Below are 21,125 nucleotides of genomic sequence, written 5' to 3' on the forward strand. Positions count from 1 at the left end.
CTCTGCGTCGATGTCTGTGAAGATCTCGGGGCGTCAGAGCCGATCGAGGATCCACCGCTCCTTGACGGGATCGAAACCTCACAGATCACAAACTGATGCTGAAGTGGGTGCGATGGTCTGGGCGCCGGGGCCGGGTGTCGCACGGGTGGCGTGCGGGGTCAGGGCGTGGTGGCCGTGCTCGCAGGCCAGAATGGCGCTGACCGCACCGCCGCAGTCGCGGTGCCGGACCTGGACGGGCGGACCATCCGGACCGGTCGTCCAGCGATCGCCCCACTGCATGAGAGCGACGAGCGCGGGCAGCAACTCGAGACCTTTTTCGGTCAGTTGATACTCGTAGCGGCCGCGTTGCCCGGGATCCTGATAGGCGACACGTTCGAGCACCCCATGGTCCACGAGCTTGGCCAACCGCTCGCTGAGCAGATTTCGGGCGCATCCCAGTACCTGATGGAAGTCGCCGAACCGGCGGAGTCCGAAGAACGCCTCACGCAACACGAGCAAGGACCACCGTTCGCCCACGATCTCGAGCGTGCCTTTGATGGAACAGTTCTCGGCGCTGTAGCGGAGCCGGGTCTCGACGGAGTCCATACCCCCAGGATATCTGGGTTGACAAGCACTACTCAGACCTAGAAGCTGAGTATCGTTATTCAACTCAGCCCTGCGGAGGTCGAACGATGCCCCAGCTCGATGCCTACATCCCGGCCGGTGCCCTGACCTCAGACGCAGAACGCGGCCTGATCGCCCAACTCACCGATCTGCTCATCCGCCACGAGGGCGCCGACCCCGCCAACGAGATCGTCCGCTCCATCGCCTGGGTGTTCGTACACCGCCCCGAATCCGTCTACGTCGGAGGGCGCCCCTCGGCGGCGCCGCACTACCGGTTCGTCGCCTCCGTCCCCGAGGGGCAGTTCAACGCCGAGCGTCGCCAGGCGATCGTCGCCGCCATCACCGAGGCCGTGCTCGACGCCGAACAGGGTGCCCATCCGCGTGACCCGATGCGCGTCTGGGTGTTCACCCCCGAGGTGCCCGACGGCAGCTGGGGCGGCGCGGGTAGCATCGTGACCTTGGCCGACATCGTCGGCCTGGCTCTCGGCGACACGCAGAAGGGCCGCGAATATGCCGAGCGCGTATTCGCCGAACGGCGCGGAGAGCCGGTCACCGCCACCACCTGAGGGGCCGTGCGAACCGTGTTCCTACGGCAGGCGCTGCCGGCCGATCAGCACGGCGACCCCGTCCAGCAGGAGCTGCAGGCCGTTCTCGAAGAAAGCGGCCAGGTCGAAGGCCGACTGATCACCCGCGGGCGCCACGCGCGCGGGGAGGCCGCTGGAGGGCAGCGCGGCACGGAACCTCGGCATGTGGGCGGAGTACCACTCCCCAGCGGACAAGCCCGTGTGCCGCTCCGATTCGGCCTGCGGCTCCAGGTTCGTGGCCGTCCCCCGGACGTAGTTGGTCACCGCCCACCACACGAACCTGCCGGTATCCGGATCGATCCCCAGCTCGCGCACGACGCCCATCCCCCAGTCCCCGTACCGAAGCATGTTGGGCGTGGGCTGTGGGTGGGTGAGCGAGACGAGCCGAGGCAGCCAGGGGTGCCGCAGGTAGAGTCGCCACTGCAGGCGGGCCGCGAGTTCCAGTCGGGTCCGCCAGCTCGCCGGGGGCATCGCCGGAAGTTCCAGCTCGCCGAACGCGGTGTCGGCCATGAGCGCGGCCAGCTCCTCCTTGCCGCGCACGAGCCCGTACAGCGACATGGTGGGGATGCCGAGCGCGGTCGCGACGCCGCGGATGGACACCGCGTCGAACCCCTGGGCGTCCGCGATGGCGATCGCCGTACGGACCATCCGCTCCCGCTTGCCGTCGTGGGCGGACTGTGGTCGTTCCTTCCGTTTTGGGGCGCTCGGCACCCTCAGAGGCGGGAACGAGCCGGGCGCGGGCTCCGCCACGACGGTGCCGACGCGGGAGATGGCCACCACCACTCCCTCCTGCCGCAGCGTGTTCAGCGCTTTAGCGGCGGTGGCGGGGGCCACTCCCCACTGCTCGGCGACCTGCCTGGTGGAGGGAACGCGGTCGCCTGCCCGCAGCTCGCCGGCCTCGACGCGCCGCTTGATCTCACTGACGATCCGCAGGTACGGCGGCGCGGTGCCGGACCGGTCCATGGTCGATCGTCTCCTCACGCCGGAAGCGGCCGCTGTCCTAGTACAGAGGGTATGGCTGTCCCTCCGCGAAGGACGCCATCGCCTGCCTGGTGGAGGCGGTGAGAGCCACGAATCGTGTCCTAGCACAGGATCGATTGCCGCCCACTGAAGCGCTGGTCACCACCTATGCACAGGGTACCGTTCCGGTCGTACGCCGTACCACTGGAGGAAAAGGACCATGCAGAACACCAGCGAAGACCGACGCAGGCGCTACTTCGAAGGCCACTTCGCCCCGGTCAAGGAGGAAGTCACCGCCTACGACCTGCCCGTGACCGGCCGCCTGCCCGCAGACCTGGAGGGCCGCTATCTCCGGATGGGCCCCAACCCGCTGGGCGTGGAAGATCCCGCCACCCACTTCTACGCCTTCGGCGCCGGTATGGTGCACGGCGTCCGCATCCGGGACGGCCGCGCCGAGTGGTACCGCAACCGCTGGGTCCGCTCGACAGAGGTCGCCGACGCCCTGGACAGGCTGCGCCGCGGGGAGGAGCCGCCGGCGTTCCTGCCTCCGTCCCCGAACGTCCACGTGATCGGCCACGCCGGCCGTACGCTCGCCCTCGTCGAGGCCGGTGGGCTGCCGCACGAGCTCGGCTACGAGCTGGACACGATCGGAGCGTGCCCGATGGCCGCCACGCCCGAGGGCTCCAGCGCCAACGCGCACTCCAAGGTGGACCCGCGCACCGGCGACCTGCACTCCCTGGCCTATGTGATCGGGCGGCCGTTCGCGCAGTACATCGTCACCGACCCCGCCGGCACGGTGACCCGGGTGACGGACATCCCGCTGTCCGGCGACACCCCATTCCTGCACGACTTCGCGCTGTCGGAGAACTATGTCCTCGTGTTCGACATCCCGCTGACGTTCAGCATGACGAAGATGCTGTTCCAGTGGGATCCCGGGCACCAGGCGCGCGTCGGCGTGCTGCCCCGGACTGGAGGTGGCATCCGCTGGCTGCCGGTCGAGTCCTTCTATGTCAGCCACGTACTCAACGCCTACGATGACGGCTCCACGATCACGGTCGACCTGATCAGGTCAGAAGGGCCGGTCGACGTCGCCGATCCGGGCGCGATCGCGCCCACGCTCGACCGCTGGACCATCGATCCGGCGAGCGGCAGGGTGGACCAGCGCCGCATCGACGACCGGGCTCAGGACTTCCCCCGCGTGAACGACGCGTTCGCCTCGCGCCCGCACCGCTACGGCTACTCCGCGGTCAGCCCGGTGTACGGCGTACCGTTCACACTCGGCGGCCCGCACCCCGACGAGGCGTTCACCAACGCGCTCGTCAAGCACGACCTGCGGCGTGGCACGACGGAGGTGCACGGTTTCGCCCGCGACGCCGCCGTCGGGGAAGCGGCGTTCGTCGCCAACCCGTCCGGCGGCGGCGAGGAGGACGACGGCTACCTGATGGCCTACGTCGCCGATCCCGAACGGGGCGCCTCCGACCTGGTGATCCTGTCGGCCCAGGACTTCACAGGACCGCCCGTGGCCCGCATCCACCTGCCCGTGCGCGTCCCGCTCGGCTTCCACGGCAACTGGATTCCCGACGCCTGAAGCCGAGCGAGCCCGGCGAGCTCGCGACCGACCCCATCAACCACAGCCGAGGATCATGATCAAGCCCTGCCATTTCGACCATGACACAATCGCGCCCATGCCTAGCCGGATCTTGGCCTTGAGCTCCGTACTCACGTTGGCCACGGCCGGGTGCGGGGTGCTGCCGACGAAGGAACCCGCACCTCCACCCGCCACCACCGCGCCGCCGTCGAGTGCCCCGGCCACCAGCGCTCCGCCCGCCACCGCCACCGCGTCCGGTCAAGCCACCCAACCAGCCCTGGCCGAAACCCGCGGCACCGAGACCCCGGACCTCAAGGTCGAGGTCGTCGGCCTCAACCGCGTCAAGTCGTGAGAGTCCTCCTGGCCGGAGCCACCGGAGCGATCGGGCGTCAGCTCGTTCCCGCCCTGCCCGATGCCGGCCATCAGGTAGTCGCGATCATCCGCGACCCCGGCAACCGAGATCGGGTGAAGGACCTCGGTGGCGAGTCGATCGTGGCCGACGTCATGAACCGCGAACAACTCCTTCGTCACCCAGTCGCTGATCACCGGATACGGTTACCTCGACCACGGTGATCGCGAACTCAACGAGGATGACCCCTTCGGGCAACCGCGGGGAACCTATGGCGATCCGGTCGTCGAAAGCGGGTCTCGCACCCCAAGGCCACGCGGGAGCTCGGCTGGACACCGTCGCGACCATCGATCCACGAAGGTCTGCGAAGGACCGAGAAATGAGCTCGGCCGGCTACCGACATCGCAGGCAGACGAGGCAGGTGAGGTTGCGCGGCGAAGGCCCCGGCCGCGTCAGAGTGTAAGAGCGCCCGCGAGAAGATCGTCAAAGCGGTCCAAACCCTCTGCCGGGCGGTCGATCCCCCGCAACGGACCATGATCCGCGAGGTGCGCGTCGGCGTAGAGCCGGGCCACCAATGCCTTGCGGTCGGTGCCCAACTCCCGGGCCTCCCAGGCCGCCTGCTCCAGCAGCAGCGCCGCCGCGTAGACGTCCGCCATGTACGTGGCCAGCGCGAACAGCTGCGCCTCCGCCGCGACGGGGTCCAGGGAGGACCAGGCGGTGATCGCCTTTCGGAGGTCCTCGATGCGGCCGCGGACGAGAGACGCTGTCTCCGGGTCGAGGGACGAAGCCGGGTCGACGGCGGAGGCGAGCCGGTCTAGGAAGGGCTCGTGGGCGTTCTCGCGCAGCATCGCCCGCCGTACGTCGAGGCACAGGATGTTGTCGCCGCCCTCCCAGATCGGGTTGACCTGAGCGTCGCGCAGCAGCCTGGCCACCGGCCACTGCTCGATGTAGCCGTTGCCGCCGTGCACCTCGATCGCGTCGCTGGCCGCCGTGACGCCGAGCCGGGCCGCCCGCAGCTTGATCAGGGCGGGCGCGATGCGCAGGCGCGGTCCGACGAGGCCGTCGAAGACGAGCGCCTGGGCCGCCTCGACCTCGACGATCAGCTCGGCCAGCTTGCGGCGCATCAACGGCTGTTCGATGAGCGGCCGGCCGAACGCCTCGCGAGAGCGCGCGTAGCAGAGCGACTCGACCAGGGCGCGCCTGGCCACGCCGGCACCCATCATCGCCACGCCGAGCCGGGAGGCGTTGGTGAGCTTCATCATCGTGCCGAGCCCCGAGCCGGAGCCGCTCCCGGCCAGCAGGAACGCCTCCGCGTCGGCGAGCTCCACCTCGGCCGACGCGACGGAGCGGGTGCCGAGCTTGTCCTTCAGCCGCCTGATCCGCACCCCGTTGCGTGAGCCGTCCCGGCGCTCCCACAGCACCAGGAACGGGGCCACGGCGCCGTCGGGAAGCCGGGCGAGCACGACGAAGGCGGAGCCGTTGGCGTTCGAGGCGAACCACTTGAGCCCGGACAGCAGCCAGGAGTCGCCGTCGGGCACCGCCGTGGCCTCCAGGGCGGCCAGGTCGGAGCCGCCGGTCCGCTCCGTGAACATCTGAGCGGCCTCGCCGGAGTAGGAGCCGTTGGCGAAGATCGCCCGCACCCGGTCCCGTACGTCCTCAGGTGCGTGCCGCTCGGCCAGGGAGACCACCATGTCCCCGCCCGTGCCGAGCGCGCAGCCCATCCCAATGTCGGCCTGGTCGAGCAGGTACGTCCAGGCAGCGGCGAGTGCGGCGGGATTCGCGCCGTTCGCCCGGGCCTCGTCGGCGAACGCCGGTGCGGTGAAGTTGTTGGCCATGAGGGCGTTCCTGGCCGTGTGGAAGGAGGGCGGCATCACGACCTCGCTGACGTCCCGGCCCCACTTGTCGTACTTCTCCAGCCGCGGCGGGTTCCGATCGGTCTCCTCCGCGCACTCGGCCACCGTGCCGCCCATCAGCGCGCCCAGCTTGTCCAGGTACGGCGTGGCCCAGGCGAAGCCGTCGCCCAGGTGGCGCCGCATGAGCAGTTGCAGCGTCGGATCGCAGCTCCACCAGTTACGCCCCGCGGCGCCCTGATAGCGCTCGGTCGCGTAACGGTCGCTGCTGTCGAACGATTCGATGAGATAGCGCCCCATACCCCGGACATTACATATACTCGACACGCGATGGAAGAGCGTAACAATCTCAGTGCGAGGTCGGCTGTGCTGAGCGCGCTGCTCGGCAGCCATCCGCCCCGGCTGGCCGCCCGCCACCTGGTGCGCATCGGCGCGCTGTTCGGCATCGCCGAGGGGACCGTGCGGGTGGCGCTGTCACGCATGGTTGCCGCGGGCGACCTGGTCCAGTCCAGCGGCCGCTACACGCTGTCCGACCGCCTCATCGAGCGTCAGGGCAGGCAGGACGAGAGCCGCGACCCGCACACCAGGCCGTGGGACGGCACCTGGGAGATCGCCGTCGTGACGGCCGAGCGCCGCGCCCCGGCCGACCGGGCCACCTTCCGGCACACGATGACCGCGCTACGCCTGGCCGAACTCCGTGAGGGCACCTGGCTGCGCCCGGCCAACCTGCTGCGGCGGTGGCCCGAGAGCGTCACCGCGCAGTGCACGCTGATCGACGGCCGCCCGCACGACAACCCCACACCGCTGCTGTGGGACCTCGACGGCTGGGCGGGCGAGGCGCGCCGGCTGGAGAGCGCGCTCGACCGGGCCGAGGGCCTGACCGAGGGGTTCCTGGTGTCGGCGGCGGTGGTACGCCACCTGCTGGCCGACCCGCTGCTGCCCGAGGAACTGCTGCCCGGCGACTGGCCGGGCCCCCGGCTGCGCGCCCGCTACGACGACTTCGACCGCCACTACCGCGAACTGCTGTACCAGCACCTCGGCGATTGACAGCACCTCACAGATCGACCGCGAAGATCACCCGCTTGTTCCTGAACTCGGTGACGCTCCACAGCCTGCCGCCCTGCACGGTCAGGTCCTCCGGCCCGATGGGATAGGGGCGGGTGACGAGCTTGCCCTCGGTGCTGACGTGCAGCTTGCCGTTGGTGTTGCCGTCGGCCGCCTGGCTCATGTACCACTTGCCGCCGCTGGAGAGCGCGCCCTGGATCTTCGGCAGGCCCATGACGTAGGCGTCCTTGGGCACGCCGCCGCTGAGTTCCAGGTCCCATCGGGCGACGCGGCCGTTGGCGTCGTTCTCGTGGTATTCGCCGCAGACGAGGGTGTGCGGGGTGGTGCTGCGGTCGATGGAGGCGAACGAGAAGAGGGCGCCGGTCGTGGCGAGGCGCCAGGAGTCGCTCTGCGGGATGACATAGCGGTAACCGAACGCGTGGTACTTGCCGCCCTGGCGGCCGATGCGCGTCGGATCGCCCAGGTCGTTCTGTGCGGTACGCAGGTCGAGCAGGTGGTTGAGGTCGAAGACGCGCAGCCCCTTGGTCGTGTCGGCCACGTAGAGCAGGTCGCCGTGCCAGGCCACGCCGCCCGCGTGGATGTTGATCGCCCCGTACGACCCGTCGGGCTTGGCCTCGACGAGGAGCGCGTGCTGGTACTTCAGCGTCTGCGGGCTGAGGAAGCTCACCCTGATCCCGCGTTCGACCACGGGCGGCGACGGCTTGAAGTACCAGCTGGCCACGAACACCGGGACCCCAGCGGAGCCGGAGTCCTCGCCGCACGTCAGGCCCTGCGGATACCAGTCGGTCGTGTCCTGGTCCTTGGCGTCGAAGGCGTACCAGTCGACCGGTTTGGGGTTCATTGAGCCCAGTGCCCCCGTCGCCCCCTTGTGCACGCCGGTCCGGTTGGCGTGGGCCAGCACCGCCTCCACGGAGACGGCGCCGATGCCGCTGGCCAGCTTGGCCGCTCCCTCGGCCAAGGTGCCCGTAGCCCTGCGTAAGGTGAAGGGCGTCTTGTCGATCGGAACCATCCCCGGTGCAGCCATACTTCCCTCGCTTTTCCATCGATGTCTCGTGTATTCGACGGATCGGCGGGCGGGAAAGTTCGGCTAGCTCCAGGTATGTACTGGTTGACCGGAAAGGGCGAGCTCGTGATAGCGCCGTACCAGCCGCTCCGCGTCGCCACCGAACTCGGCCAGCGTTTCGCGCTGCCACGCCGCTCCGGTACGGCGCAGCCGGGTCCGCTGCCTGATGACGTCGAGCGCGCCGTCGGCGTCCGACGGCGTGACCCCGGCCGCGAGCAGCCCCTCCCTGGCCTCGGGCAGCAGCTCGAGCACCAGGTCGGCGGCCGCGAACTCACCGTCCCGGCCGGGCCAGGACAGCTTGGCGTCGAGCCCGTGCATGGCGGCCCGGTAGAAGTTCTGGTACGCCTCGGCGAACGCGTACTCCGTGAGATCCCGCTCCGCCTGCGACATCGTCAGCCCGATGAGGAACGCGGTGTTGGCCGCCATGTCCGCGCACGACGGCCCGGCGGGCAGGGCGCGCATCTCGATCCGCAGGTGGCCGCCGTCTGACGGGTCGTAGACGGGCCGGTTCCAGTGCCAGATCGTGCCCTGGTGCAGCCGCAGCTCGGGCACGTCCAGCGGGTCGGGGTTGTCCGTCATGTCGGGCAGGACCGGGTCATAGTCCCGTACGTACCGCTCGAACAGCTCGTAAGCCCCCTCGCGCACCCAATCAGACCCGAACGTGACCCGGCCGTCCTTCCGATAGCGCCGTTCCAGGTCCCGGTCGTCGGCCGCCTCCTCCATCAACGCGATCCTGGTCTCCTCCCGCAGCTGCCTGCCCAGGAAGAACGGCGAGTTGCCACAGGCCGCCAGCACCGGCCCGGTGGCCAGCTGCGCCGCGTTGAACAGCCGGGCGAACCGGTCCGGCGGCGTGCGGATGTGCACCTGCCACGAGGTGTTGGCGCTCTCCAGGATGACATCCTCGACCGCCAGCTCCAGGTCGTCGATCTTGACCAGGAACGGCTCCAGCCGCAGCCGCCGCAGCCCCCGGCTCATCGCCCGGTAGCGGTTCTGGTCGCTGATCGCCTCCTTGGTGAAGTCGTCGGCGCTCAAGGTGGGCAGAATGCCGATGGGCACCGCGCCGCCGCCCTCGACCGCCCGGTCCACGCTCGTCAGCGTCTCCTGCACCTCCGCGCCCAGCTGCTCGAACGGCCGCCCCTCCAGCGGCAGCGGAGTCAGGTTGACCTCCAGGTTGAAACGGCCGAGCTCCAGGACCACGCGGGGGTCGCCGAGCGCGTCGCGCACCTCGGCGTTGCGCGGCAGCGGGCGGCCCGCCTCGTCGATGAGGAACAGCTCCAGCTCCGCGCCGATGGTCGTCGGCCCCTCGCCGAAGCCCGGCCTGTCGAGCAGCTCGCGCAGCACGCCGAGCTGCTCGTGGAGACGCTCTCCGAAGCGGGTGTACTCCGCTTCGGAAAACCGCTCTTTGTCCAAATCTTGTCCCATGCCTCCTTACTGTCCGGACATATCCCTTCCACACCTCACCAAGTCAGCGGGCCGTCTTCGTCCAGGAAGGCGCCGGTCGGGCCGTCGGCGTCGAGGGTGGCCATCCGTACGGCGATCGTCGCGCCCTGCTCGGGTGTGCGGTGGCCGGAGTGCCCGTTGAGGTCGGTGGCGCAGTAACCCGGGGTGACGGCGTTCACCTTGATCGAGGTGTCCCATAGCTCCTTGGCGTAAGAGATGGTGATCATGTTGAGCGCGCTCTTGGAGGAGTTGTAGGCCATGAGGTTGCGCTCCCAGAGGCGGCTGTCCGGGTCCATCACCATGGACAGGGAGCCGAGCTCGCTCGACATGTTCACGATCCTGGCCGCCTCGGCCCTGCGCAGCAGCGGCAGCATCGCGTTGGTCACGGTGACCACGCCGAACACGTTGGTCTCGTACACCTGCCTGAGCTCGTCGGCGCTGGTCGCACTGGGACGCGGGTCCTCGGCCCAGACCATGACCCCCGCGTTGTTCACCAGGATGTCGAGCTTGCCGTACTCCTGCTCGATCCACTTGGCGGCGGCCTGCACGCTGTCGGCGTCGGTCACGTCGAGCCGCACGTACGGCTGGCCGATCCGCTCGGCGGCGGCCCGGCCGCGCTCCTCGTCGCGCGCCCCCACGATGGCGGTGACGCCGCGCTCGCCGAGCAGCCGCGCGATCTCGAAGCCGATTCCCTTGTTGGCACCTGTGATGAGGGCAGTTGTCGTCATGGCTCAACGCTCGCGCGGATCGGGCCGCAGCGTGAGAGACCTTCTTAGGCTGGGATCGGTGGTACCACCCAAGGGGCCACGATCTGCCCGAAGATAGTGGGATGGACCGCACCAAACTCGCCGAGTTCCTCCGCAGCAGGCGCGCCCGCGTCACGCCCCGTGACGTGGCGCTGCCCGAGGCCGGGCGCCGTCGCACGCCGGGCCTGCGCAGGCAGGAGGTCGCGCAGCTCGCGGGGATGTCGATCGACTACTACATCCGGCTGGAGCAGGGCCGCGGGCCCCATCCGTCGCGCCAGGTGCTCAACGCGCTGGCCAGGGCGCTCATGCTCAGCCAGGACGAGCGCGGCCACCTGTTCAACCTGGCCGGCCAGGCGCTGGAGACACCGCGCATCAGGGCCGACGTGCCCGAGGCCATCCTGCACCTCATCTCCTTCCTGGAGGAGGTGCCCGCCTATGTGGTCGACGCCAAGTACGACATCCTCGCCTGGAACCCGCTCGCCGGCGTGGTCATGGGCGATCTCGACGCACGCTCGCCCGACGATCTCAACGTCATCCGCTGGGTGTTCCGCTCCTCCGACATCGGCGGGTACTTCGAGGACGAGGAGAGGAGCCGCTTCGCCCGCGGCTCCGTGGCCGACCTCCGCGTCGCGGCGGGTCGTTACCCGGATGACCAGGGCCTCCAGGCGCTGGTCGCGGAGCTGCTCGCGTTGAGTCCCGAGTTCGCCGAGATCTGGGCCAGGCACGAGGTGGCGGTCCGCCGGCACAACACCAAGCGCCTCGACCTCCCGGACCTCGGCGTCATCGACGTGACCTGCCAGGTCCTGGCCGTGCCGGACCGCGAGGACCTGCGCCTCGTCATCTACACGGCCGAACCAGGTTCACCCTCGCACCAAGCCTTGCGCAAGCTGCGGCAGTTGACCCTAAGCTCATGAGATGCGAGCCGTTGCGTTTGACCTGTTCGGTGGGGAGCTCGACCTGCGCGAGCTGCCCGACCCCTCCCCGGCGCCGCACGGGGCGGTGATCAGGGTCGAGGCGACGGGCCTGTGCCGCAGCGACTGGCACGGCTGGCAGGGCCACGACCCCGACATCCGCGTCCTGCCCCACGTGCCGGGGCACGAGCTCGCGGGCGTCGTGGAGGCGGTCGGCGCCGAGGTGCGCGGCTGGCTGCCCGGCGCCAGGATCACCGTCCCGTTCGTGTGCGCCTGCGGATCCTGTACGGCCTGCGCCGCCGGCCAGCAGCAGGTGTGCGAGCGGCAGACCCAGCCCGGCTTCACCCACTGGGGCTCCTACGCCGAATACGTGGCGATCGACCACGCCGACGTGAACCTGATCCCGGTCCCCGAGGAGATGGCCTACGTGACGGCGGCCGGGCTCGGCTGCCGCTTCGCCACCGCCTTCCGCGCCATCACGCAGGTGGGGGCCGTACGGCCGGGCGAGTGGGTGGCCGTGCACGGCTGCGGCGGGGTCGGCCTGTCCGCCATCATGATCGCCACCGCGGCCGGAGCGCGCGTGGTGGCCGTCGACATCAACACCGACGCGCTCCAGCTCGCCGAACAGGCGGGCGCCACACACTTCGTCGACGGCTCGGCCGGTGACGCGGGCGCCCAGGTCAGGGAGCTGACCAGGGGCGGAGCGCATCTGTCGATCGACGCGCTGGGCAGCCCCCAGACCTGCGCGGCCTCCGTCGAGAGCCTGCGCCGCCGCGGCCGGCACGTACAGGTCGGGCTGCTGCCCGGCGCGGCGACCCCGGTGCCGATGGACCGGGTGATCGGGCACGAGCTGCGGCTGCTCGGCAGCCACGGCATGGCCGCGCACGACTACGCGCCGATGATGGAGATGATCAGGGCCGGGATCCTGCACCCCGACCAGCTCGTCACCCGGACCATCGGGCTCGCCGACGCGGGCAAGGCCCTTTCCTCGATCGGCAGTGTGCCCGGCGTGACGATGATCACCCCGCGGTTCCCCCTGTAGCGGCCGCTTGGTATGCCGCTGACCGCTTTGCAGCGGATGCCGGATACGTCAGACTTATAGGCTCACAGGCTTGCTGGCTGACCGTGAGGACAACAGTGATCCGAACCTTGCTCGCTGAAGACATGCATCTGGTGCGAGGAGCGATCGTGGCATTGCTGGCCTATGAGGAGGATATCGAGATCGTCGCGGAGGTCGACCGGGGTGATCGCATCCTCCACGTCGCCCAGACGGTCCGGCCCGACGTCGCCGTACTCGACGTCGCGCTGCCCGGCAAGGACGGGCTGGAGGCCGCCGGTGAGCTGCACGACAAGCTGCCGGAATGCGGCGTGCTCATCCTCACCGGCGTCGGCACTCCCGGGCTGCTGAAGCGGGCCTTGGACGTGCACGTGCGGGGGTTCATGGCCAAGGACGCGCCGCCCGGCCGGCTCGGCGACGCCATCCGAAGGGTGGCCGCCGGGGAGCGGGTCATCGACTCCGAACTGGCGATCGCCGCGATGAGCCCACCGGACGCGCCGCTGACGGAGCGGGAGCTGGACGTGATCGGGGCCGCGGCCGAAGGGGCCACGGTGTCGGAGATCGCCGCGTCGCTGTTCCTCGCGGAAGGAACGGTCCGAAATTACCTCCACCGGAGTACGGCGAAGCTGGGGGCGCGCAGCCGGATCGACGCGATCCGCATCGCCCGCGAGTCCGGCTGGATCTGACCCCGCCCGCTTGGGACCGGCGACTTAGAGTCCGGTCTGGGCGGCGGCGAAGGCGAGCACGTCGGCGGCCAGGGCGATCGATCTGCTGACCGCCCTGGCCCCGTGGCCGACGTCGCGCTCGTGGCGCAGCAGGATCGGCCGCTCTCCCGCCGTCGCCCACTGCAGGGCCGCGCACATCTTGCGCGCGTGCATCGGATCCACCCGCGAGTCGGCGCCGGAGACCGTGAACAGCGTCGCCGGGTAGTCGATCCCCTGGCGTACGTGGTGGTAGGGCGAATAGCCGAGCAGCCAGCCCAACTGCTCGGGAAGGTCCGCGGAGCCGTACTCACCGGTCCAGGCGGCCCCGAGCCCCGACCGCTCGTACCGCACCATGTCCAGGAGCCCTGCGGAACACACGACAGCGGCGAACAGCTCCGGCCGCCGCGTCATCGCCGCCCCCACGAGCAGGCCGCCGTTCGACTCGCCCCAGACCGCCAGCTGACCGGGCGTCGTCCACCCGTCGGCGATCAGCTTCTCGGCGGCGGCGGCGAAGTCCTGGAAGACGTTCTGCTTGCGGTCCAGCATGCCGTCGCGGTGCCACGCCTCGCCTTCCTCCCCGCCGCCGCGCAGGTTGGCCACGGCCAGTACGCCGCCCGCCTCGACCCAGGCCAGGGAGTCGGCCGCGTACCCGGGAGTGAGCGACATCCCGAACCCGCCGTAACCGGTCAGAATCGTCGGACGGGGGCCGCCGGGGTGCGGGCCCGCCACGACCACCATGCGCACCCGGGTCCCATCGGCGGAGATGTACTCGAGCTGGTGACTCTCCACCCGCGAGTCCGCCACCGCCGCGCCGCTCGCGGCCGGTGACCACAGGGTCGTCGTTCCCTCGCGGGTGTCGTGGCGCCAGACCTCCGCCGGGGTGACCGCGTCCGTGTAGACGAACCACGCCTCGTGGCCGCCGCCGGGGCGCGCGGTCAGCGAGGCGATGGAGCCGCTGCCGGGCAGCGGGACGGTGCCCGTGCGCTCACCCGTGGCGGCGTCGTGGACCGCGAGCTCGCCGACCGCGTGGCGGGTCCTGGCGATCAGCAGCCGGCCGCCGTCGAGCAGCGTGAACGTCCCGAGAACGGCCGCGGGGTCCTCGGGCACGAGCTCCTCCCACGCCGCGGGGGTGGCCGGGTCGGCGACGCAGAGCCGGCGGCGGGGCGCGTCCTGGTCGGTGAGGATGTACAGGCGGCCGTCCGGGCCCATCGCCGCCGCGGCGCGCGCCGCCACCCCTTCCTGGATCACCTTCAGATCGAGGTGCTCGGGCGGGCCGGCGGACAGGTCGGCGAGGTAGAGGTCGTTCCGGGCGGGGGTGCCCGCCGAGATCACCAGCCAGCGCCCGTCCGCGCTGATCTGCAGGCCGTACGAGAGTGCGCCGCGCGTGAAGACCTGGACGTCGCCGTCTCGCCTGTGCAGATGTACGCCCTGGTGGAAGCGGACGTAGAAGAACTCTCTGCCACCGGGCAGCCAGGCGACCGGTGAGTAGCGGCAGCCGCCGATCGGGCCGTCGACGATCTCGCCGGTGGCGACGTCCATGACGTACAGGTCCGCCCGCTCGTCCCCGCTCCTTGACAGCTGGTACGCCAGCAGCCGCCCCTCCCAGTCGGGCTGCCAGTCGTCCAGCGTGGTGAGACCGGTGGCGTCGAGCTCCATGGGGTCGAGGACGGCCCGGTCGTCGCAGTACAGCACCGGGTGCTCCTGACCCGCGGACTGGGACAGGTGGAAGCGCCGGTCGCCGCGCCATACCGGCGGGGTGGTCATCCCGGTGACGCTGAGCTCGGTCAGGCGCTTCTGGAAGTGCTCGCGGAGGGGCAGGCCGGCGGCGTGGTTCCGCCAGAGCCGGTCCTGCTCGGCCTGCCAGCCTCGGGTGGCCGGATGGGCGTCGTCCTCCAGGCGGCGGTAGGGGTCGGTGACGAGGTAGCCGTGCAGCTCCTCGACGAGGGACAGACGCTCTGCGTCCGGATATTTCATGACACGGGCTCCGGTTGCCAGTGGCCGGCCAGGTCGGCGTAGGTGGGTGAGAGGCGCACCAGCTCGTCATGCGTGCCGACCACGGCCTGGCCGGCGTCCATGAGCAGGATGCGGCGGGCGCGCGTGGCCGAGGTGAGGCGGTGGGCGACGACAATCAGCGTGACACCCCGCTCCGCGAACGCGGCCTCCACCCGCGCCTCGGCCGCGGGGTCGAGGTGGCAGGTGGCCTCGTCCAGGATGACCAGGCGAGCCGGGGCCAGGTAGGCGCGTACGAGGGCGATCAGCTGACGCTGCCCGGCGGACATGGAACCGGGGTCGAGCTCCGGCTCCATGTCCGCCAGCAGGCCGGTGGCGCCGAGCGCGGCGACAGCGGCCTCGACCTGGTGGGGCGATGCGTCGCTCAGGTACGTGAGGTTCTCGTGCAGCGAGCCGCGGAAGACGTACGCCTCCTGGGGGATCAGCACCCGCGCGGCGGGGAGGACGTCGGCGGCGAGCACTCCGCCGATCCGGACGTCACCCGCGTCCGGCGGGAGAAGGCCGCTGACCAGGGCCGCCAGGGTGGACTTACCGGCACCGCTCGGGCCGACGACCGCCAGGTGATCGCCCTCGGGGATGTCGAGATCGAGACCGTCGATCACCGCCTCGGAGTGCGGCCCGTACGCGAACGTGACCCCCCTCAACCGCACACCGCCCGCGTGTGCCCACCCCTCGGAAGTCTGGAGCGGAGTCAAGGCCGGGGCTGGGGTCGGAAGGCCAGAGGCGGCGATGCGGCGGAGGGTGGCCACGAGGCTGACGCCGCTGACGCCGAGGCCGTGGACGAGACCGTTCAGGGCGGGGGCCAGCGACTGGGTGACGTAGGCCAGGGCGCCCACGACGACCCCCGCGCCCATGCCGCCGCTGAGCAGCCAGGGCGTACCGGTCAGGAGGAGCACCACGGGCAGCCAGGCGCCGACGGCGAGCGCGATCGTGCGCGCGGCGGTCACGCGGGCCAGCGCGCGCGCCGCCGACGCCTGCGCCTCGACCCGGTCGGCCAGCGCCGCTCCCACCCGGTCCTCCGCCCCACAGGCCACGATGTCGCGCAGCCCCCCGGCCATGCCGGTCATCGACTCGGCGAGCAGTTCGTCGGCCATCAGGAACGCCCGCTGCCGCCGCGCCAGAGCCGGCAGGGACACCAGGAACAGCCCCAGTCCGGCGACGAACGGCGGCAGCACCAGCACCGCCGCCTGCGGAGCCAGCGTGAGCAGCCCCAGCACCACGCTGACCACGGTGAACGCGAACCCGCGCACAGTGGTGATCACCGCCGCGAAAGCGTCCCTGGCCAGCTCCACCTGGAGACCGGCCCGGGTGACGGCGGCGGTGTCCGGGCGGGCGGTCACCGATTGGGCGGCCCGGCGCATGGCTCCGCCGACCACGTGAGCGAGCAGGTCGTCCCGGAACGGCTCGGCGACCGCCGCCACGGCGAGAATGATCTGGCGGGCGGCGACCGCGGCGACCAGCCACGCACAGCCGAGCGCCGCCAGCCAGACCAGCCCAAGGGCGGGATGGCCCGCCGCGAAGCCGTCCTCGATGGCGCGGGCGACGGCGTGCCCGATGAGGAACGCGGGCGCCGCCTCCAGCACCGACCACAGACAGAGACGCACCAGCGCGTACGGCCGCCGCCGCAACGCCTGCCAGAGCAACCGCTTCATGAGACGTCTCCCCGGGGTCCGTGGGATTCCTGGGGCCCCTGGAAGACGGCCCGGTAGTGCGGGTTCGCCCACAGTTCGTGGTGCGGCGCGTGGCCGAGCACCCTGCCGTCCTCCAACCAGACGACCCGGTCGGCGCGGGACGCCGTGGTGAGTCGGTGGGCCACGATGAGCCGGGTCCGCCCCCGGGGGTCGGCGGTGAGGGCGTTGCCGACCTGGCGTTCGGTGACGGTGTCGAGGCTGGAGGTGGCGTCGTCGAGCACCAGCAGGCGCTCTCCTTGCGCGAACGCCCTGGCCAGGCCGATCCGCTGCCGTTCGCCGCCGGAGAGCGGGGTGTCGGCCATGGGGGTCGCGTACCCGCCGGGCAGGCGGCGGATGAACCCGTCGGCGCACGCCGCCGTCGCCGCCGCGGGTACGACCCCCTGGTCATCCGCACCGAGCCCGATGGCCGCGCCGACGGTGTCGCCGACCAGGACCGGCCGTTCGAAGGCGTACCCGATGGCCCGTCTCAGCTCGGCGCGGTCCAGCTCCGGCAGCGGTACGCCGTCGAGCAGCACCGTTCCCCCGGCGGGGTCCGCCAACCGGGCCGCCAGCGCGGCGAGCAGCGACTTGCCGGATCCCGAACGTCCCACCACGGCAGTGACCGACCCACCGGCGATCACCAGCTCGTCCACGGCCAGACCGGGCATCGTGACCCCCCGAAACTCCACGCTGCCGAGCCCAGCAGGTGGTCTCGAGGTGCCGTACCGGGTGGTGGGCAAGCCGAGGACTTCGGCGACGCGTTCGGCCGCCGCGCGGGCCCTGGCCAGGCCGCCGATGTGGCCGAGCGCGGTGCTCAGTGCCGCGCCCAGGACCGCGTACCTCGCCGCCGCGTACAGTTCGCCGATCGTGAGTTCACCGGCGGCCAGCCGGAGTCCGCCCACGGCGAGTACGGCCACCTCCACCAGCGGCACGACGAGGCCCGCCTGGACGCCGGCCGAGGCGTTCGCCCGCCACAGCGCCATGCCGTGGGCTCGTAGCCGGTCCATGGGCGCCAGGACCCGGCGCGTCTCGCGGTCGGCGGTCCCGGCGGCGGCGATCGTCCGGGCGCCGCCGAGCGCGTCCACCAGCCGGGCGGCGATCTCGCCCTGTACCTCCTGGTAGCCGCCCGCGATCGTGGTCGTGGCCCGGAGGAAGGCCCGCAGGACGAGCAGGATGAGCGCGATCCCGGCGACCAGCGTCGCGGTCAGCACGGGGTCGATGAGCGTGAGCGCCACCAGGGCGCCGAGCGTGGGGACGAGCAGCGCCAGCGCGCCGGTCACGGATTCGGGCGCCCGGCCGGTCTCCGCGGCGTTCAGGCCGGCGCGGGTGACCAGCTCGCCTTCGGGGAAACGGCGGGTCGCGGCGGGGCCGACGCCCAGGACGTGACGCAGCACCGACAGGCGCAGCCGGGCGGCCGCGTACGCGCTGCTTGCGCCGCGTGCCCAGACCCCGGCGCTCTCGCAGAGCATGATCGTGGCCACGATCACCGCGCAGGCCGCCAGCCAGGACGCGGTCTCGGGCCGGACGGAGACGAAGCCGTCGACGGTACGGCCGACCGCGTAGGGCAGTGCCAGCTCGGCGGCCGCGCCCCCGATCGCCGTGACCGCGAGGACGGCGGGCCAGGGGCCGCTTCGCCGTACCGCGTCCATCACCAGCCGGTCTCCGGCCCGCACGACCGTCTCCTTCATCTGGCGCGATAGAGGAAATGCCAGTGACCAATCCCCGCGCCGCCGTAAGCGACGCGGGGATCGGCGCTAATGTGATCAGTGACAAAGTGCGACACTGAGGTTGCTCGGGTGGCCTGACTGACACGTCAGAGCGGTCAGAGTGCTGCCGCCACTGGCGACATCGCTGCCGGCCGGGGTCTCGAGACCCTGCAGGTCGAGAAGTACCATGGTTTACACCTCCTTCTGGGACTGGTTGGAGACAGGCCGCCGGTCGGCGGCGGCCTCGAGGAAGGGCAGGCGTCCCGGCTGTTCGCCCATCACTGTGCCGAGGGCGAACAGGACGCCTGCCGTTCCGGTCGCGAAATCCATGGAGAGGCGCAGCAACTGGTCGCCGGGGAAGGCCAGGCCTCCGCCGTACGGCAACGCGTGCCAGCGCAAGCCCTTGACCTGGGCCTCAGACGCGCCGTCAAAGTCGAGCCCGCAGCCGAGTGCCGCGACGATCCCCGCGCGCCCGGTGAACAGCCCCGGCTGGACGAAGAACCCCGACCGCGCGACCAGCCGCAGATCACGCAGCGCGGTGGCGAACTCCTCGTCCTCCCGGTGCGTCAGGTAGCGGGCGAGCACCAGGCCGATCCCGACGGACCCCTCGTCCAGGTACGGCAGCAGCCGCCAGCCCTGGTTCACCTGGAGTGAGCCGTCCTCGGCCGCGCGACAGCGGCGCAGGTCCTGGCGGAGCGCGACGGCGGCCAGGTCGAGCAGCGCCGAGTCACCGGTGCGCTCGTAGGCGTGCAGGAACAGCAGGGCGGGTCCGCAGGAGCCGTACATGAGCCCGGCCCGCGGATTCGTGCCGCCACTGAGCTCAGGGACGTCGTCGGCGCCGCCGAGCCGGTCCGCGCAGATGTCGACCGCTCGCAGCGCGCTGCGCTCCAGTTCGGGCTCGCCCAGGTGGAAGAGGTTCAGCCCGATGCCGGACAGGCCGGAGAAGAGGGCCGATTCCAGGCCGTCCCACTTCTCGCGCAGACTGATCTCGACCACGTCGAGCGCGTCCTGCCGGTGGCCGAGCCGGTCAAGGGTGTAGGCGATGCCGTGCAGGCCGTCGTAGAAGCCGAGGCCGGAGCCGGACACCGGGCGCTTGGCCCGCGCGAGCAGCCAGCTCTCATACTCGGGGAAGCGGCCGGCTCCGGTCGCGGCCAGGGCGTACAGGACGCCGGCGGCGCCGTAGGCGAGGTTCAGGCCGCCGCCCGGCTGGAACTGGGCCACGTCGCCGGGGAAGAGCCGGTCGTCGCGGCCGGGTGTCGCGGATGTCCGGATGGCCCGGCCTATCGCGGCGCGCAGCTCGGGCCAGGTGGCGCTGCCGGGCATCGGCAGGGCGCGCATCTCACCGTCGTCGCGGTCGTCGCCCGCGATCGTGGACACGGCCGGCGCGATCTCGCGGGTGAAGGTGTCCGCCACGATCTCGCCGAGGTGCGCGACCTTGGCCCGGTGCAACGGCAGCATGATGGTGCACTGCGGGGCGAACAGCCCGAGCCGCAGGCAGGCCATCGCGTACCTGTCGACGTCGGTGCCCCGCCGGTCGGCCGGCGCCGCGTACGCCGGGTGGGCCAGCGCGGCGCGGCCGCCGTCCTCGGCGAGCGTGGCCACCTCGTAGTCGATGAGCACGACCCGGCCGCTCTCGGTCAGCAGGATGTTGTCGGGATGCAGATCGCCGAAGACCACGCCGCGCTCGTGCAGCGACGCCAGCGCCCGGTCCACCCGGTCCAGGGTGTCGAGGGCCCAGTCGGTGTAGCCGGCGAGGTCGTCCGGCGTGCACGTGGCGCGGGTCAGCGGGTACCTGTGCACCAGGCGGCGTTGCAGCGTGGTCCCGTCGACGAACTCCTGCACCAGGAAGTGATGCTCACCGAGGGTGAAGTAGCCGAGCAGTTCCGGCGCGGCGGGCAGCCCGGCCAGGCGACTCAGTATGTCGCGCTCGTGCGTCAGCCGCGCCACCGCGTCCCGTCCCGCGTTGTCGAGCCCGGCGTACGGCCTGGCCTCCTTCAGTACGACCCGGTCGCCCGTTCGCTGGTCACGGGCGAGGTAGACGCCACCGCCGTTGGAGAAGTGCAGCACGTCCTCGATCGCGTACGGCAGGCCGGTCGTGGTCACGGCGTTGCGCGCGGCGAGATGGGGTTCGAGGAACTCGGGCAGCGTGGTCCATGGCGGCACCGAGAACGTGGCGGCCCGCACGTCGGGCACGAGCTGTCCGCCGCCGTCCTCGACGGCCAGCACCCGCTCGCCGCCGGACAGGCAGTGCCGCTCGGCGAAGCCGCCGTAGCGGACGAACAGCGGCCCCTCGCCGTAGCGCAGGTCGCTCAGGATGTACGGGCCGCGTACGTCGCGCAGGAGTTCGTGCAGCTCTTTGAGAACGAGTTCGAGCTGGCTCTCGTCCCTGGGATAAATGGTGACCAGTTTGCCGCTCGACGCCCTGGACGCGGCCTTGGAATTGAGCATGACCAGGACCGGCAGGCCGCGCAGGAACTTGAACGCGATCCCGCGGGGCAGGCAATAGTCCCAGACGGCCGCCAAGGCCCGTTCGGCGTCGTCCACGCGGGCCGAAACGTGAATCTTCCAGCCCTGGGAGGGCAGGGGCGCCACTCCGCCCGGCGCGTAGTAGCACCAGGTCTCCGTCGCCTCGTGCAGCCATCCTTCGGGGACCGGCCGGTGCGCGATGGGAAAGTCGGCGTCCTCGGCGGTGCTGTGCTCGAGGGTGTCGTAGAAACGACCGTCCGCGAGGCAGTACAGCTCATACTGGTCCATCCGGTGCGACCTCCCGTGCGTTGTCATTAAGAGAATGGCAACGCACGGACAAGGCGTCTAGTAAC

Annotated in this window: 19 protein-coding genes; 8 read left to right on the plus strand and 11 right to left on the minus strand. The window is 71.1% G+C overall.

The window, feature by feature from the left end:
- Positions 1-78: 78 nt before the first annotated feature.
- The gene (locus AB0L53_RS24730) at positions 79-585 is read right to left on the minus strand and encodes a helix-turn-helix domain-containing protein (protein ID WP_363998019.1); all 507 of its coding nucleotides are present in this window, start codon (positions 583-585) and stop codon (positions 79-81) included.
- Positions 586-671: 86 nt separating this feature from the next.
- Here AB0L53_RS24730 and AB0L53_RS24735 point away from each other — a divergent pair, with 86 nt between their 5' ends.
- Positions 672-1,169, plus strand: coding sequence for a hypothetical protein (locus AB0L53_RS24735; RefSeq protein WP_363998022.1), 498 nt, complete (start codon positions 672-674; stop codon positions 1,167-1,169).
- A gap of 21 nt (positions 1,170-1,190) precedes the next feature.
- Here the strand turns inward: AB0L53_RS24735 and AB0L53_RS24740 are convergent, their stop codons facing one another.
- Positions 1,191-2,150 (minus strand): GntR family transcriptional regulator, encoded by a 960-nt coding sequence (locus tag AB0L53_RS24740; RefSeq protein WP_363998025.1) that lies wholly within the window; start codon positions 2,148-2,150, stop codon positions 1,191-1,193.
- A gap of 217 nt (positions 2,151-2,367) precedes the next feature.
- On the opposite strand from AB0L53_RS24740, the gene AB0L53_RS24745 reads away from it, so the two are divergent.
- The 3 genes from AB0L53_RS24745 to AB0L53_RS24755 all read left to right on the plus strand — a co-directional run bounded on the left by AB0L53_RS24745 (position 2,368) and on the right by AB0L53_RS24755 (position 4,308).
- Positions 2,368-3,735, plus strand: coding sequence for a carotenoid oxygenase family protein (locus tag AB0L53_RS24745; protein WP_363998028.1), 1,368 nt, complete (start codon positions 2,368-2,370; stop codon positions 3,733-3,735).
- A gap of 97 nt (positions 3,736-3,832) precedes the next feature.
- Positions 3,833-4,087 (plus strand): hypothetical protein, encoded by a 255-nt coding sequence (locus AB0L53_RS24750; protein ID WP_363998031.1) that lies wholly within the window; start codon positions 3,833-3,835, stop codon positions 4,085-4,087.
- Positions 4,084-4,308 (plus strand): NAD(P)H-binding protein, encoded by a 225-nt coding sequence (locus AB0L53_RS24755; protein ID WP_363998034.1) that lies wholly within the window; start codon positions 4,084-4,086, stop codon positions 4,306-4,308. Before AB0L53_RS24750 ends, AB0L53_RS24755 begins: the two co-directional genes overlap by 4 nt.
- A gap of 228 nt (positions 4,309-4,536) precedes the next feature.
- Here AB0L53_RS24755 and AB0L53_RS24760 read toward each other — a convergent pair whose 3' ends face one another.
- Positions 4,537-6,234, minus strand: a complete 1,698-nt coding sequence (locus AB0L53_RS24760) for an acyl-CoA dehydrogenase family protein (protein WP_363998037.1) — start codon at positions 6,232-6,234, stop codon at positions 4,537-4,539.
- 30 nt (positions 6,235-6,264) lie between these two features.
- Between AB0L53_RS24760 and AB0L53_RS24765 the strand changes: the two genes are divergently transcribed.
- Positions 6,265-6,981: a PaaX family transcriptional regulator C-terminal domain-containing protein gene (locus AB0L53_RS24765; RefSeq protein WP_363998040.1), complete on the plus strand. Its 717-nt coding sequence runs from the start codon at positions 6,265-6,267 to the stop codon at positions 6,979-6,981.
- A gap of 7 nt (positions 6,982-6,988) precedes the next feature.
- Here the strand turns inward: AB0L53_RS24765 and AB0L53_RS24770 are convergent, their stop codons facing one another.
- The 3 genes from AB0L53_RS24770 to AB0L53_RS24780 form a co-directional block, all read right to left on the minus strand.
- Positions 6,989-8,023, minus strand: coding sequence for a hypothetical protein (locus tag AB0L53_RS24770; protein WP_363998043.1), 1,035 nt, complete (start codon positions 8,021-8,023; stop codon positions 6,989-6,991).
- A 63-nt stretch (positions 8,024-8,086) separates the two neighbouring features.
- The gene (locus AB0L53_RS24775; RefSeq protein WP_363998046.1) at positions 8,087-9,484 is read right to left on the minus strand and encodes a glutamate--cysteine ligase; all 1,398 of its coding nucleotides are present in this window, start codon (positions 9,482-9,484) and stop codon (positions 8,087-8,089) included.
- A gap of 35 nt (positions 9,485-9,519) precedes the next feature.
- On the minus strand, positions 9,520-10,230 hold the full coding sequence (locus AB0L53_RS24780) for an SDR family oxidoreductase (protein ID WP_363998049.1): 711 nt from the start codon (positions 10,228-10,230) through the stop codon (positions 9,520-9,522).
- A 101-nt stretch (positions 10,231-10,331) separates the two neighbouring features.
- Here AB0L53_RS24780 and AB0L53_RS24785 point away from each other — a divergent pair, with 101 nt between their 5' ends.
- The 3 genes from AB0L53_RS24785 (at position 10,332) to AB0L53_RS24795 (ending at position 12,902) form a co-directional block, all read left to right on the plus strand.
- A complete protein-coding gene (locus tag AB0L53_RS24785; protein WP_357642978.1) occupies positions 10,332-11,162 on the plus strand; it encodes a helix-turn-helix transcriptional regulator in 831 nt (276 codons plus the stop codon).
- Between the two features lies 1 nt (position 11,163).
- Positions 11,164-12,201, plus strand: a complete 1,038-nt coding sequence (locus tag AB0L53_RS24790) for a zinc-dependent alcohol dehydrogenase family protein (RefSeq protein ID WP_225289754.1) — start codon at positions 11,164-11,166, stop codon at positions 12,199-12,201.
- A gap of 95 nt (positions 12,202-12,296) precedes the next feature.
- Positions 12,297-12,902: a response regulator transcription factor gene (locus AB0L53_RS24795; RefSeq protein WP_363998054.1), complete on the plus strand. Its 606-nt coding sequence runs from the start codon at positions 12,297-12,299 to the stop codon at positions 12,900-12,902.
- Between the two features lie 24 nt (positions 12,903-12,926).
- Here AB0L53_RS24795 and AB0L53_RS24800 read toward each other — a convergent pair whose 3' ends face one another.
- The 5 genes from AB0L53_RS24800 to lanKC form a co-directional block, all read right to left on the minus strand.
- Positions 12,927-14,894 carry a prolyl oligopeptidase family serine peptidase gene (locus AB0L53_RS24800; RefSeq protein WP_363998057.1) on the minus strand — a complete coding sequence of 656 codons (1,968 nt, stop codon included), beginning with the start codon at positions 14,892-14,894 and terminating at the stop codon, positions 12,927-12,929.
- A complete protein-coding gene (locus AB0L53_RS24805) occupies positions 14,891-16,582 on the minus strand; it encodes an ABC transporter ATP-binding protein (RefSeq protein WP_363998060.1) in 1,692 nt (563 codons plus the stop codon). Before AB0L53_RS24805 ends, AB0L53_RS24800 begins: the two co-directional genes overlap by 4 nt.
- On the minus strand, positions 16,579-18,273 hold the full coding sequence (locus AB0L53_RS24810; RefSeq protein WP_363998063.1) for an ABC transporter ATP-binding protein: 1,695 nt from the start codon (positions 18,271-18,273) through the stop codon (positions 16,579-16,581). Before AB0L53_RS24810 ends, AB0L53_RS24805 begins: the two co-directional genes overlap by 4 nt.
- A gap of 90 nt (positions 18,274-18,363) precedes the next feature.
- Positions 18,364-18,495 (minus strand): SapB/AmfS family lanthipeptide, encoded by a 132-nt coding sequence (locus tag AB0L53_RS24815; protein ID WP_357642972.1) that lies wholly within the window; start codon positions 18,493-18,495, stop codon positions 18,364-18,366.
- Between the two features lie 3 nt (positions 18,496-18,498).
- The gene (gene lanKC / locus AB0L53_RS24820) at positions 18,499-21,060 is read right to left on the minus strand and encodes a class III lanthionine synthetase LanKC (protein ID WP_363998067.1); all 2,562 of its coding nucleotides are present in this window, start codon (positions 21,058-21,060) and stop codon (positions 18,499-18,501) included.
- Positions 21,061-21,125 lie beyond the last annotated feature (65 nt).

It is taken from the genome of Nonomuraea sp. NPDC052129 (assembly GCF_040680095.1).
Classification (GTDB): Bacteria; Actinomycetota; Actinomycetes; order Streptosporangiales; family Streptosporangiaceae; genus Nonomuraea.